This is a genomic window from Agromyces sp. 3263 (assembly GCF_031456545.1).
Taxonomy (GTDB): Bacteria; Actinomycetota; Actinomycetes; order Actinomycetales; family Microbacteriaceae; genus Agromyces.
Map to the genome: position 1 here is coordinate 623,466 of NZ_JAVDUV010000001.1, position 14,057 is coordinate 637,522.

Annotated in this window: 10 protein-coding genes; 3 read left to right on the top strand and 7 right to left on the bottom strand. The window is 71.2% G+C overall.

Going from position 1 to position 14,057, the window contains the following annotated elements:
• Positions 1-1,599, bottom strand: a complete 1,599-nt coding sequence (gene aceB / locus J2X63_RS02805) for a malate synthase A (RefSeq protein WP_309973672.1) — start codon at positions 1,597-1,599, stop codon at positions 1-3.
• Between the two features lie 122 nt (positions 1,600-1,721).
• On the opposite strand from aceB, the gene J2X63_RS02810 reads away from it, so the two are divergent.
• The 3 genes from J2X63_RS02810 to xdhC are packed head-to-tail and all read left to right on the top strand — an operon-like array spanning position 1,722 to position 6,543.
• Positions 1,722-3,209: an FAD binding domain-containing protein gene (locus J2X63_RS02810; RefSeq protein ID WP_309973674.1), complete on the top strand. Its 1,488-nt coding sequence runs from the start codon at positions 1,722-1,724 to the stop codon at positions 3,207-3,209.
• Positions 3,206-5,680, top strand: a complete 2,475-nt coding sequence (gene xdhB / locus J2X63_RS02815; RefSeq protein WP_309973676.1) for a xanthine dehydrogenase molybdopterin binding subunit — start codon at positions 3,206-3,208, stop codon at positions 5,678-5,680. The genes J2X63_RS02810 and xdhB overlap by 4 nt, the downstream gene beginning before the upstream one ends.
• Positions 5,681-5,688: 8 nt before the next feature.
• The gene (gene xdhC, locus J2X63_RS02820) at positions 5,689-6,543 is read left to right on the top strand and encodes a xanthine dehydrogenase accessory protein XdhC (RefSeq protein ID WP_309973678.1); all 855 of its coding nucleotides are present in this window, start codon (positions 5,689-5,691) and stop codon (positions 6,541-6,543) included.
• Between the two features lie 143 nt (positions 6,544-6,686).
• Here the strand turns inward: xdhC and J2X63_RS02825 are convergent, their stop codons facing one another.
• From J2X63_RS02825 to J2X63_RS02850, 6 genes are all read right to left on the bottom strand, one after another.
• Positions 6,687-7,946 carry a D-arabinono-1,4-lactone oxidase gene (locus tag J2X63_RS02825; RefSeq protein WP_309973680.1) on the bottom strand — a complete coding sequence of 420 codons (1,260 nt, stop codon included), beginning with the start codon at positions 7,944-7,946 and terminating at the stop codon, positions 6,687-6,689.
• Positions 7,947-7,954: 8 nt separating this feature from the next.
• Complete coding sequence (locus tag J2X63_RS02830; RefSeq protein WP_309973682.1) at positions 7,955-8,962, bottom strand: arabinan endo-1,5-alpha-L-arabinosidase; 1,008 nt, start codon at positions 8,960-8,962, stop codon at positions 7,955-7,957.
• Between the two features lie 26 nt (positions 8,963-8,988).
• Positions 8,989-10,503, bottom strand: coding sequence for an alpha-N-arabinofuranosidase (locus J2X63_RS02835; RefSeq protein WP_309973684.1), 1,515 nt, complete (start codon positions 10,501-10,503; stop codon positions 8,989-8,991).
• Positions 10,504-10,577: 74 nt separating this feature from the next.
• Positions 10,578-11,525 carry a carbohydrate ABC transporter permease gene (locus tag J2X63_RS02840; RefSeq protein WP_309973686.1) on the bottom strand — a complete coding sequence of 316 codons (948 nt, stop codon included), beginning with the start codon at positions 11,523-11,525 and terminating at the stop codon, positions 10,578-10,580.
• The gene (locus J2X63_RS02845) at positions 11,525-12,490 is read right to left on the bottom strand and encodes a sugar ABC transporter permease (RefSeq protein ID WP_309973688.1); all 966 of its coding nucleotides are present in this window, start codon (positions 12,488-12,490) and stop codon (positions 11,525-11,527) included. The genes J2X63_RS02840 and J2X63_RS02845 overlap by 1 nt, the downstream gene beginning before the upstream one ends.
• Positions 12,491-12,560: 70 nt before the next feature.
• Entirely contained in the window at positions 12,561-13,889 is a 1,329-nt protein-coding gene (locus tag J2X63_RS02850) for an extracellular solute-binding protein (RefSeq protein ID WP_309973689.1), read from the bottom strand.
• Positions 13,890-14,057 lie beyond the last annotated feature (168 nt).

Below are 14,057 nucleotides of genomic sequence, written 5' to 3' on the forward strand. Positions count from 1 at the left end.
TCACTCCAGCAGTTCGTAGGCCGGGAGGGTGAGGAAGTCGACGTACTCGTCGGCGAGGCAGAGCTCGGCGACGAGGCGGGCGGCGGGCTCGGTGTAGGCGGCGAACCGCTCGGGAGTCGTCTCAGCGCGGAGCTTCGCGACCTCCTCGTCGAACACCTCGCGCACGAGCTCGGGCGTCATCGTGCGCCGGGTGTCGGCGAGCACCACGCCGTGGCGGAGGTGCTGCCACACCTGCGATCGGGAGATCTCCGCCGTTGCCGCATCCTCCATGAGGCTGTGCAGGGCGACCGCGCCGCTGCCCGCGAGCCATGCGGCCGTGTAGGCGACGCCGACCGAGAGGTTCGTGCGCAGGCCCGCCTCGGTGACGGCACCGCCGGTCGAGGCGACGTCGAGCAGTTCGGCGGCCGACACGTCGACCTCGGGCCGCTGCCGGTCGAGCTGGTTCGGCCGGTCGCCGAGTACCGAGTCGAACACCTCTCGACAGACGGGCACGAGGTCGGGATGGGCCACCCACGACCCGTCGAAGCCGTCGTTCGCCTCGCGGGTCTTGTCGGCCCGCACCTTCTCGAAGGCGACGGCGGTCGCCTCGGGGTCGGCGCGGTTCGGCACGAACGCCGCCATGCCGCCCATCGCGACGGCGCCGCGGCGGTGGCAGGTCTGCACGAGCAGCTCGGTGTAGGCGCGCATGAACGGCGCGGTCATCTGCACGTCGGCCCGATCGGGCACGATGAACTCCGGGCCCGCGTCGCGGAAGACCTTGATGATGCTGAACAGGTAGTCCCAGCGGCCGGCGTTCAGGCCCGACACGTGCTCGCGCAGCTCCCAGAGGATCTCGTCCATCTCGAACGCCGCCGGGATGGTCTCGATGAGCACCGTGGCCCGAATGGTGCCGAGCGGCAGGTCGAGCGCCTCCTGCGCGTACACGAACACGTCGTTCCAGAGTCTCGCCTCGAGCCGCCCCTCGAGCTTCGGCAGGTAATAGAACGGGCCGTCGCCGTTGTCGAGGAGCTGCCGCGCGGTGTGGAAGAAGTGCAGCCCGAAGTCGACGAGCGAGCCCGAGCCGCGCTCGCCGTCGATGAGCACGTGCTTCTCGGGCAGGTGCCAGCCGCGCGGGCGGGTGACGACGGTGGGCCTCCGGATGTCGTCGCGCAGCGCGTACGCCTTGCCCTCGGGCGAGGTGTACGCGAGGGTGCCGGATGCCGCGTCGCGGAGGTTCCGCACGCTCGCCACCACGTTCGCCCAGGTCGGGCTCGACGCGTCCTCGAGGTCGGCGAGCCACACGCGTGCGCCGGAGTTCAGGGCGTTGATCGCCATCTTCGCCGGCGACGCCGGACCGGTGATCTCGACCCGGCGGTCGGCGAGCGCGGGCGGCGGCGGCGGCACCAGCCAGTGTGCGGCGCGGGTCTCGGCGGTCTCGGGGAGGAAGTCGAGCGTCTCCCCGTGGGCGATCCGCTCCCGGCGCTCGGCGCGTGCGTCGAGGAGCTGGCGGCGTCGGGAGTCGAAGCGCAGGTGGAGTTCCTCGACGAACGCGAGCGCCTCGGCGGTGAGGATCTCCTCGCCACCCGGGACCTCGCTGTCACGGGCGATCTCGATGCTCATGCGGCGGCCGCTCCCTTCCGGGTCGATACTCCTCGCGCTGCCCTCATCTTGGCGCAGATGCGTGCCCGGCGTCACCGGATCGAGCGCAAGTCCCCGGCGTAGACTCCGACAAAGGAGTGTGCATGGATCACATCGACGTGACCGTCAACGGACGGCGACACCCGTTGCGGGGCATCGCTGCGCAGACGACCACCCTGGACTGGCTTCGCAGCCTCGGTCTCACCGGCTGCAAGGAGGGGTGCGCCGAGGGCGAGTGCGGCGCCTGCGCCGTGCTGCTGGCCACCGACGACGACCATGGCGGCACCGAGTGGACGGCGGTGAACGCCTGCCTCGTGCCGGTCGCGGCGCTCGCAGGTCAAGAGCTCGTCACCGCCGAGGGCCTCGGCTCCCCCGAGCGCCCGCACCCCGTGCAGGCCGGGCTGGCCGCGGCGGGCGGGTCGCAGTGCGGGTACTGCACCCCTGGCTTCGCGTGCAGCATGGCCGCCGAGTTCTACCGCCGCGACCGCCACGAGGGCGACATCGAGGCACCGGATGCCGCGGCCACCGTGGAGGGCCGCACCGACGCCCATCACGGCCCGAACGGCTTCGACCTGCACGCGCTGAGCGGCAATCTCTGTCGCTGCACGGGCTACCGTCCGATCCGGGATGCCGCCTACGCGCTCGCCTCCCCCGATGCCGACGACCCGCTCGCCGAGCGCCGCTCGCGACCGGCGCCCGAGTCCCTGCCGACGCGCCTCGACGGTGATGACGGACGGTTCGTGCGGCCCGCCTCCCTCGACGCGGCGCTCGCCCTGCTCGGCGAGGAGCCCGACGCGACCGTCGTCGCGGGCACCACCGACTGGGGCGTCGACGTGAACCTCCGCGGCCGGCGGGCGGCGCTCACCATCGCCATCGAGCGCCTGCCCGAGCTGCGCACCTTCACCGTCGGCGACGCGAGCATCGAGCTCGGCGCCGCGCTCACCCTTGCCGAGGTGCAGCGCCGCCTCGACGGGCGCGTCCCGCTGCTCGCCGACCTGTTCCCGCAGTTCGCGTCGCCCCTCATCCGCAACCGGGCCACGATCGGGGGCAACCTCGGCACCGCCTCCCCCATCGGCGACACGGCCCCCGCGCTGCTCGCGCTCGAGGGCGTCGTCGTGCTCATCTCGGCCGACGGCGAGCGCGAGGTGGACCTCGCGGACTACTTCACCGGCTACCGGCAGACCGTGCGCCGGCCCGGCGAGCTCATCCGCTCGGTGCGGATCCCGCTCCCACTCGCCGGCCTCGCCGCGTTCCACAAGGTGGCGAAGCGGCGGTTCGACGACATCTCGAGCGTCGCCGTGGCGTTCGCGCTCGACCTCGACGACGACGGCACCGTCACGGCCGCGCGGATCGGGCTGGGCGGGGTCGCCGCGACGCCGCTGCGTGCCCGTGCCACGGAGGCGGCGCTCGCCGGGCGCCCGTGGAACGACGAGACCGCCCGCGACGCGGCATCCGTGCTGGCGACCGAGGGCACCCCGATGTCGGATCACCGGGCGAGCGCCGAATACCGCTCGCTCATGCTCGGCACCGCGCTGCTGAAGCTGCACCGGTCGCATCCGGCCGCACCGATCGCCGAGGGGGTGCCGGCATGAGCGAGCTCGCCACGCGGCCGGCCGAACCGGTGGTCGGCAGCCCGACCCCGCACGAGAGCGCGGCGCTGCACGCGACCGGCCACGCCGTCTACACCGACGACCTCGCGGCGCGCGATCGCAGCGTGCTGACCGCCTGGCCCGTGCAGTCCGAGCAGGCGCACGCGCGGGTCGCCCTCGACGTCGCGCCGGCGCTCGACGTGGCCGGCGTCGTGCGGGTGCTCACCGCCGCCGACGTGCCGGGCGTGAACGATGCGGGCGTCAAGGAGGACGAGCCGCTCTTCCCCGACGAGGCGATGTTCCACGGCCACGCGCTGGCCTGGGTGCTCGCCGAGACCGCTGAGGCCGCCCGGCTCGGCGCCGCCGCCGTGCGCGTGGAGTACGAGCCGCTCCCGTCGATCATCACCGTGCCCGAGGCGATCGAGGCCGGCTCGTTCCAGGGAATCCCGCGCACGATCCGCCGGGGCAACCCCGAGTCGGCGCTCGCCGCGGCCCCGCACGTCTTCGACGGGGTGATCGAGATCGGCGGGCAGGAGCACTTCTACCTCGAGACGCACGCGTCGCTCGCCCGCATCGACTCGGAGGGGCAGGTCTTCGTCGACTGCAGCACGCAGCATCCGAGCGAGACGCAGGAGATCGTGGCGCACGTGCTCGGCCTGCCGAGCAATCGCGTGACCGTGCAGGCGTTGCGCATGGGCGGCGGCTTCGGCGGCAAGGAGATGCAGCCGCACGGGTTCGCGGCGATCGCGGCGCTCGGCGCGATGCTCACCGGTCGCACGGTGCGGCTCCGGCTGAACCGCACGCAGGACCTCACGATGACCGGCAAGCGGCATCCGTTCCACATCGAATGGAAGGCGGGCTTCGACGACGACGGGCGCATCCTCGCGCTGGCCACGACGCTCACCTCCGACGGCGGCTGGAGCCTCGACCTGTCGGAGCCGGTCATGGGCCGGGCGCTCTGCCACGTCGACAACGCCTACTGGATCCCGAACTTCGTCGCGCAGGGGCGCGTCGCCAAGACGAACAAGACGTCGCAGACCGCGTTCCGCGGCTTCGGCGGCCCGCAGGGCATGTTCGTCGTCGAGGAGGCGCTCGGTCGGGCGGCTCCGGTGCTCGGCATCGACCCGGCCGCGCTCAGGGAGCGCAACCTCTACCGACCGGGGCAGACCACGCCCTACGGACAGCCCGTGCGGCACGCCGAACGGTTGCAGTCGATCTGGCGCCAGCTGCGGGCGAGCAGCGACTTCGACGCCCGTCGCGCCGGCATCGCCGCGTTCAACGCCCAGCATGACGACGTCAAGCGTGCCCTCGCGATCACGCCGGTGAAGTTCGGCATCTCATTCACGCTCACCGCCTACAACCAGGCCGGCGCGCTCGTGCACGTCTACAAGGACGGCTCGGTGCTCGTGAACCACGGCGGCACCGAGATGGGCCAGGGCCTGCACACGAAGATGCTGCAGGTCGCCGCGACGGCCCTCGGCGTGCCCCTCGAGACGGTGCGGCTCGCGCCGACCCGCACGGACAAGGTGCCGAACACGTCGGCCACCGCCGCGTCGTCGGGCGCCGACCTCAACGGCGGTGCCGTGAAGGACGCGTGCGAGCAGATCCGCCACCGGCTCGCCGCCGTCGCCGGCCGCATGCTCGGCGTCGACGAGCGGGACGTGCGGTTCTCCCGGGGCCGGGTGTCCGGGCTCGGCGCATCGGGCCCCTGGTTCACGTTCCTCGAGGTCGTGCAGGCCGCGTACGACCAGCGCGTCCAGCTGTGGGCGGCGGGCTTCTACCGCACCGACGGCCTGCACTGGGACACCGAGCGCATGCAGGGCGAGCCGTTCAAGTACTTCGCCTACGGCGCGGCCGCGACCGAGGTCGAGGTCGACGGCTTCACCGGCGCGCATCGGATGCTGCGGGTCGACATCCTGCACGACGTCGGCGATTCGCTTTCGCCGATCATCGACCTCGGCCAGGTCGAGGGCGGGTTCGTGCAGGGCGCCGGATGGCTCACGCTCGAGGAGCTGCGATGGGATGAGTCCGACGGCCCGGGCCGCGGTCGCCTCCTGACCCAGTCGGCGAGCACCTACAAGCTGCCGAGCTTCTCGGAGATGCCCGACGAGTTCAACGTGCACCTGCTCGAGCAGGCCGCCGAGGAGGGCGTCGTCTACGGCTCGAAGGCGGTCGGCGAGCCGCCGCTCATGCTGGCGTTCAGCGTGCGCGAGGCGATCCGGGAGGCCGTGGGGGCGTTCGGGCCGGCCGGCCGCAGTGTCGCACTGGGCTCGCCGGCGACGCCCGAGACGACGTACCGGGCGATCCTCGGCGCGCAGCGGTCGGCTGCGATCGGCCACGAGCGGGCGGATGCCGCGGGCGGCCGTCGGGCGGACGCCGTGGACGACCGCACGGCGGGCGACGGATCCCATGCCGCCAGCGCCGGCGGTGCGGCATCCGGAGCCACCGGGCACCTCGTGCCCTCGGACTCGTAGGAGGCCGCGTGGACTGGGTCGACGCCCTGCAGCGACTGCGCGCCTCGCGCACGCCGGCGGTGCTCGTCACGGTCGCGATGGTGCGCGGGCACGCGCCGCGCAACGGCGGGGCGAAGATGGTGGTCTCGGCGGATGCCGCGTTCGGCACGGTCGGCGGCGGCAACCTCGAGCAGACCGCCCTGCACCGGGCGCGCGAGCTGCTCGCCGATGGCTTCGCCGCCGCCGAGCCCGAGCTGCTCACGCTCACGCTGAGCGACAAGGCCGTCGCCGACTACGGCGTGCAGTGCTGCGGAGGAGAGGTCACCATGCTGCTGGAACCCGTGCCGGTCGTGCCCGCCGTCGCCGTGTTCGGGCTCGGCCACGTCGGGCTCGAACTCGCCCGTATCCTCGCGCGGCAGCCGATCGAGCTGACCCTCGTCGACTCGCGGGCCGAGATGCTGGCGCCCGAGCGGTTGGGCGCGGCGCGGGGCTCGGGCTCGGGCTCGGGCCCGCTGTCCGACGCCGTCGCGACCGTCGTCGTGCGGCAGCTGCCCGTGCCCGAGGCGGCGCTCGCCGACCTGCCGACCGGAGCGCACGTGCTCGTCATGACGCACGATCACGTCGAGGACCTCGCCATCGTCGAGTCCGCGCTGCGCACGCCGGGCATCGGTTCGATCGGACTCATCGGCTCGCGATCGAAATGGGCGCGGTTCCGGGCGCAGCTGCTCGCGGCGGGCGTCGCCGAGGACGACCTGGCCCGCGTGTCCACGCCGATCGGCATCGACGGGATCCGCTCCAAGGAGCCCGCCGCGATCGCGGTGAGCGTCGCCGCGCGCGTGCTGCAGCTCGTCGAGGCGCGGGTGCCCGAGCAGTCCGCGCGCTGAGCCCACGGCGTCTGCCGCCCACGCGGCATCCGCTCATTGCGCTGGAATCCCGCTCGCGCAGCAGAATCCCATGTGCGGAGGATTCCGGCGCGCGAACGGGATTCCAGCGCGCCGGGTGGCGCGGGCAACGTCCGCGCGTTGACTCAGAGGCCGAGTCGCGCGAGGTAGGCGTTGCGGAAGCGGCCCTCGGGGTCGAAGCGGGCCCGGAGCGCGGCGAAGTCGTCCCAGCGGGGGTAGCGGCGCCGCACCTCGTCGCCCGGCAGCGTGAACACCTTGCCCCAATGGGGGCGGGTGGTCGCAGGCAGTGCCGCCTCGATGGAGGGCAGCAGGGCGGTGACCGCCGGCTCGTCGCGCACCCACGTGAAATGGAGGCCGACCACCTCGGTGCCGTACGCCCCGCTCAGCCACAGGTCGTCGCCGCGCACCGTGCGCACCTCGCACACCTGCAGCAGCGGCGCGATGCGGTCGGCGAGGCCCCGCACCGCCTCGAGCGCCGCCACCGCATCGGCCCTGGGCACGAGGTACTCCGACTGCAGCTCCTCCCCCGCCGACGGCGTGAACTCGAGCCTGAAGTGCGGCAGGCGTTCGAACCACGGGCCCGGCGCTCCGAGCTGCTCCGTGCACGCGTCGGCCGGCAGCCCGATGATCGGATGCCGCGCCTGGGTCGCCGCGTGGGCGCCGAGTCGTTCGACGACCGTACGACGCCGCTCCGCGGCATCCGCGTCGAACGGCAGCCGCTGCTTCACCCAGAGCTGGTCGGCGACGTCGGTGCGGGACCACCGCGTGAAGATGCTGACGCTCGTGCCGAGCGAGGTCACCGCGTCGAGGTCGGCGAGGATCGCATCCCACGCGGGCGCCTCGTACACGGTCTGCGCGACGTCGTAGGTCGGCTCGACGTCCAGCTCGAGCCCCGTGACGACGCCCAGGGCGCCGAGGTGCACGATGGCCCCCGCGAAGTCGGCGTCGCCGCGCACGAGGGTGCGGGACTCGCCGTTCGGCGTGATGAACCCGATGCCGCGCACGGCCGTGGCGAGCGAGCCGATGCCGTCGCCCGATCCGTGCGTGCCGGTGCCGACGGCGCCGGGCACCGAGATGTGCGGCAGCGAGGCGAGGTTCGCGAGCGCGAGGCCCTTCTGCTGCAGTATCGGCGCGAGGTCGCCGTATCTCGGCGCACCCGTGAGCCGCACGGCACCGGGCGCGCTCGAGGCGTCGACGTCGACCGGCAGCCGGTCGGTCGCGATGAGGGTGCCCTCGGTGTCGGCGAGGTCGTTGAACGAGTGCCGGGTGCCGAGCACCCGGAACGGTCCGTCGCCGGCGAGCACCTCCTGCAGCTCCTCCAGCGATGACGGATGCACGATCCGCTGCGCCCGATAGGTCAGGTTGCCGGCCCAGTTGCGTTCCATCGTGCTCCTCACCAGTGCAGCTCGGGCCACCCCTCGGCATCCCAGCCGAGCGGCAGCAGCGCGAGCTGGAACTGCCCGTTCAGGTCGCCGTCGTAGTAGTGCAGCGCCATCATCCCATCCCACACCGACTGCCCGCCGGGTCCGATGCGGTGCCCCTCGGTCTCGAGCAGCACCGTGCCGCCGTCCGCGAGCAGCGGGACGCCGTCGCGATCGACGAACGGCCCTGTCGGGGCATCCGCTCGGCCGACCGCGATCTTGTAGGTGCTGTCGGCCCCCTGGCAGCAGGCGTCGCGCGAGACGAAGAGGAACCAGTCGCCGTCGTGCTCGACGAGGTACGGCGCCTCGATGGCGTTCGGCGGCGCGCCGCGGTCGGCGAGGCGGAGCGGCTCGGCGTCATCGGCGCGCAGTCCGCTCGGCCACGCGAGCTCGACCATGCGGATGCCGCTCCAGAACGAGCCGAACGACATCCACGGCGTGCCGCCCTCGTCGGTCGCCACGCCCGGATCGATCGCGTTGAAGTCGTCGCCCGACGTGGACTCGATGACCGGCCCTCGGTCGACCCATTCGTACGCCGGGTCATCGGGATCGAGCGTGGTGTTCGTCGCGAGGGCGATCACCGAGGAGTTCTTCCCGAACCGGGACGCGGAGTAGTAGAGGTACCAGCTGCCGTCGTGCTCGACGAGCTCGGGCGCCCACAGGTTGTCGACCCCCGGCACCGCCTCGGCGATCCACGCGGGCTTCTCCTGCCACACCTCGCCCTCGTACCGCCAGGTGCGGCCGTCGGACGACGAGCGGATCTGCACGTTGCCGTCGGCGACCGTGCCGTTGCCGGTCGAGTAGACGTACCAGGTGTCGCCGTCCTTCGCGAGCGCCGGGTCGTGCGTCGACAGGTCGCCCGACAGCTGCCACGCACCAGACGTCGGCGTACAGCCGGCGAGCGCCGGCATCAGCATCAGCAGGGCGGATCCCGCGACGAGCGCGATCCCCGATCGGAATGCGGCGCGGCGCGGCGGCATGGACGACCGCCGCGCCGCGCCGGGCGTCAGCCGAGCGAGATCGCGGTCCACGACACCGGCGGCAGGGTCACGGTGAGCTCGCCGCCGTCGATGCCCACGGAGTCGTTCGCCCGCGGGGCCACGCGCTCGGGCTCCTCGAGGGTGTTCTTCGCGTACACGTCGTCGTCGGACAGGGTATGGGCCTCGAGCACCGAGAGGTCGCCGCCGAGCGTCGCGATGTCGATCGTGAGGGTCAGCGCCTCGTCCTGGCTGCGGTTCACGAGGAACACCGCCGTGCGGCCGGTCTCGCGGTCGTGCGTGGCCACGGCGTCGACGAGCGGCACCTCGCCGTACTCCTTCGTCTCGTACGTCGGCGCATCGAGCTTCAGCTCGAGCGCCTCCCCCTGCGCGAGCCGCGAGGTGATCGAGAACGGGAAGAACGTCGTCTGCCGCCACGCCGGGCCGCCGGGCTCCGTCATGATCGGCGCGATGACGTTCACGAGCTGCGCGAGCGAGGCGCTCGTGACCCGGTCGGCGTGCTTGATGAGCGAGATCATGAGGTTGCCGAACACCACGGCGTCGGCCACGGAGTACACGTCCTCGAGCAGGCGGGGCGCGACGGGCCAGTTGTCGAGTCCCTCGATCTTGTCGACGTTCTGGAACCGGGAGAGGTACCAGACGTTCCACTCGTCGAACGAGATGTTCACGGTCTTGTCGCTGCCACGCACGGCCTTCACGTGGTCGGCGGTCGCGACGACCGTCTCGATGAAACCGTCCATGTCGACCGCCGAGGCGAGGAAGCTGCCGAGGTCGCCGTCCTTCTCCTCGTAGTACGCGTGGCACGAGATGTAGTCGACGTCGTCGTAGGTGTGCGAGAGCACCACGCGCTCCCACTCGCCGAACGTCGGCATGTGCGCGCTCGACGAACCGCAGACCACGAGCTCGACCGACGGGTCGAGCTGGCGCATGGCCTTCGCGGTGCGGGACGCGAGCTTGCCGTAGTCCTCCGCCGAGCGGTGGCCGAGCTGCCAGGGGCCGTCCATCTCGTTGCCGAGGCACCACATCTTCACGCCGAACGCGTCGGTGCGGCCGTTGTCGATGCGGCGCTGCGAGAGGGCGGTGCCCCCCGCGATGTTCGAGTACTCGAGCAGGTCGAGCGCCTCGAGCGTGCCCCGGGTGCCGAGGTTCACGGCGAGCATCAGCTCGCTGCCCACCTGGTCGAGCCAGCCGGCGAACTCGTGCAGGCCCACCTCGTTCGTCTCGGTGGAGTGCCAGGCGAGGTCGAGGCGCCGCGGCCGCTCCTCGCGGGGCCCGACGCTGTCCTCCCAGCGGAAGCCCGAGACGAAGTTTCCGCCCGGGTAGCGGATCGTGGAGACGCCGAGCTCCTTCACGAGCTCGACGACGTCGGCGCGGAAGCCATCGGCATCGGCGGTGGGGTGGCTGGGCTCGTGGATGCCGTCGTAGACGTGCCGGCCGAGGTGTTCGACGAAGCCGCCGAAGACGCGCCGGTTGACGGGCCCGATGGTGAAGTGCGGGTCGATGGTCAGGCGTGCGGTGGGCATGGACTGCTTTCTGTCTGGGTGCGGTGGTCTTCTCGGAGGCGCCGGCTCGCGGCATCCGCTGGTCTGGGCTCGGCCTACTTGATGCTGCCGATGGCGAGGCCGCCCTGCCAGTAGCGCTGCAGGAACAGGAACGACAGGATCAGCGGCAGGATCGACACGAACGAGCCCGTCGTGATGAGGTTCCAGACCTGCTCACCGCCCGCGCCCGCGTTCGAGAGCGCCGTCCATCGGTTCAGGCCGACGGTGACGGGCAGCAGGTCGGGGTCGGTGAGCACGGCGAGCGGCAGGAAGAAGTTGTTCCAGGTGCCGACCACCGAGAGCAGCAGGACCGTGACGATCGCCGGCCGGAGCAGCGGCAGCGCCACCTGGAAGAACGTGCGCAGCTCGCCCGCGCCGTCGATGCGGGCGGCCTCGAGCATCTCGTCGGGCACGGCGTCCTGCGTGTAGACGCGCATCAGGTACACGCCGAACGGGCTGAGCAGGCTCGGCAGGATGACGGCCCACGGCGTGTTGATGATACCGTACTGGCTCAGCAGCATGAACGTCGGGATCACGAGCGCCGTGAGCGGCACCATGACGGAGCCGAGGATGATCGTGAACACGGCGCCACGGCCTCGGAACCGGTACTTCGCGAAGCCGTATCCCGCGAGGATCGCGAGCACGGTCGCCCCGATACCGCCGGCGAACGCGTAGACGAACGAGTTCGCGAGCCAGCGCCAGTAGATGCCGCCCTGGTGGGTGAACAGCCCCGCGATGTTCTCGAAGAGGGCGAAGTGGTCGTCGAACCAGAACGGGCTCGAGCCGAACAGGCCCGACGTGTTCTTCGTCGCGGCCACGACGAGCCACCAGATCGGGAAGACGAAGTAGATCGCGAGGATGATCAGGAACGCCTGCGAGCCGATGCGGCGCCCGCCGTTGCGGCGGCGGCGATCGGAGGCGCCGCGGTCGGTCCGCGAGGGCACGCCGGTGACGGTGGTCAGGGGTTCGTCGCGCACGTCGGCGCGAGGGGCGAAGACGCTCATCACTTGAGTCCGCTCTGCTTGCGCGTGAGGAAGAGGAAGACGAAGGACCCCGCGAACACGAGCATGCCGAGCGAGAACGCGATGGCCGACGCGTAGTTGAACTGGCTGTAGGAGAACGCCAGCGAGTACGCGTACATGTTCGGGGTGTACGCCGCGTCGATGGCGCCCTGCGCGATGTTGCGGAGCACCACCGGCTCGGTGAAGAACTGCAGCGTGCCGATGAGGGCGAACGTGATGACCATCACGACGGAGGACGAGATCATCGGCACCTTGATGCGGGTGGCCGTCTGCCAGCCGTTGGCGCCGTCGATGCGCGCCGCCTCGTAGATCGCCGGGTCGATCGACCGCAGGGCGGCGTAGATGACGACCATGTAGTAGCCCGACCACTGCCACGTGACGATGTTGACGAGGCTCGCGAAGACGGTATCGGAGGCGAGGAAATCGGGCGTCGGCTGGCCGATGAGGTCGAACAGCGTCGCGCCCGGGCCGAACCGGGGGCTGTAGAGGAAGCTCCACATGAGCGCGCCGATGACGACCGGGATCGCGTACGGCGCGAAGATCAGCAGCCGCGAGAGGCTCGCGAGGCGGGTGACGAGCGTGTCTAGCACGAGCGCCGCGGCCATCGCCACGATGAGCTGGGCCGGGATCATCACCACCGCGAATGCCGCCACGCGCAGGAGGCCCTCGAGGAAGAGGGGGTCGCTGAATGCCTTCAGGTAGTTGTCGATGCCGGTGAACTTCGTGCCCGTGGCGAGCGTCGAGGTGAACAGGCTCATGCCGAAGGCGTAGAACAGCGGGAAGATCAGGAAGAGCGCGAACACCAGGAGGAACGGGGAGACGAACAGCCACCCCCAGCGCTGGCGACGCTGCTCGAGCTTCGATCCCCCTCGGGGCGCGCGCCGCCTCGCGGGCGTCGCGGGCGCCACGGCCGCGGCGGGTGCGGCCAGGGTCGAGTGCGTGGTCATGGTCTCGCTTCCTTCATCGGTGCGTGCGAGGGGTGCCGCGTCCCGGCGGGCGCCGGGACGCGGCATCCGGTCACTGGAGGGTGAAGCCCTGCTCGGTGGCGTACTGCTCGAGCGAGGCCTGCAGGTCGTCGAGCGCCTGGTCGGAGCCCTTCTCGCCCTGCACCATCGCGTAGAGCTCCTCGGTCAGCTGGTCGTAGGCGTAGTTCTGGAACGGGCTGAACGTGAAGCCGGTGTAGCCCGCCGCCGCCGGAAGGAAGACGTCCTTGTTGATCTGCTGGCCGCCGAAGAACGGGTACTCGAGGTCGCGGAAGTAATCGGACTCGAGGATCGGCTTCCAGAGCGGGAACAGCGCGGCCTTCTCGATGCCGATCTTCCATGCCTCCTCGGTGCCGAAGACCTCCTTGGCGACGACCGCGGCCGCCTCCTTGTCCTTGGCCTGGCTGGTCACGGCGAACGTCGAGCCGCCCCAGTTGATCTGCACGGGGTTGGCGGGATCCCACTGGGGAACCGGCGCCGCCTTCCACTCGGCGTCGGCGTCGGCGTCGGACAGGCCCCCGAGGTAGCCGGGGCCCCACGCCGCGGCGACGTAGATCGCGTAGCTGCCGTCGACGAGCTTCGTGTTGTAGTCGGCGGTGAAGGCGTCGTCGGTCGCGACGAGGCCGTCCTTGACGAGCTGGTCCCAGTAGGCGAGCACGCTCTTCGAGCCCTCGTCGTTCACGTCGATGCCGATCGAGGTCGGCTCGGCGTTGTCGTAGGCGAACGGCACGGAGCCGGCCTGCGCGAACAGGGCCTGGTTGTAGGCACGGCCGTTGGTCGGGAAGTCGGCGAGCACCCCGGGCGCGCCCGCGTCCTTCAGCGCCTGTGCAGCCGCCGCGAACTCGTCCCACGTCGTGGGCACGGCGATGCCGTACTGGTCGAGGATGTCCTTGCGGTAGAGCATGCCCATCGGGCCGCCGTCGACCGGGATCGCATACACGGCGTCACCGCTGGAGACGTCCTTCCATGCGCCTTCGGTGTAGTCGCCCTTCACGTCGTCGGCGCCGAACTCGGTGAGGTCGACGAGCGCGTCGCGGATCGAGAAGCTCGAGAGCACCTCGGACTCGAGCATGATGACGTCGGGAGCGCCCGAGCCCGACTCGACGGCCGTCGAGAACTTCGTGTACTCGTCGTTGCCCTGGCCGGCGTTCGTCCAGCAGATCTGCACGTCGTCGTGGTTCTCGTTGAAGAGGTCGACGACGTCTTCGAAGGCGGGATACCAGGCCCAGACGCTCACCTGCGTCGCGTCGGGCTTCGTGATCTCGTTGGTGCAGGATGCTTCGGCCTCGCCGGCCGAGCAGCCCGTGAGCGCGGCGGCGGCCACGGCGATGACGCCGCTCGCGGCCAGGATCTTCGACTTCATGGCTGTGTTCGTTCCTCTCGCGGTGCTGACACCGTTGTCTCTGGCGATGTGCTCGAACTCGCCGCACGAGGGGGCTCCACGGTGAGTTCCGAGACTTCTACAACGTTGTAAAGTAAACGTTGTAGAGACATGGTGCCGTGCGATCCGCCCGATGTCAAGCCGCATGAC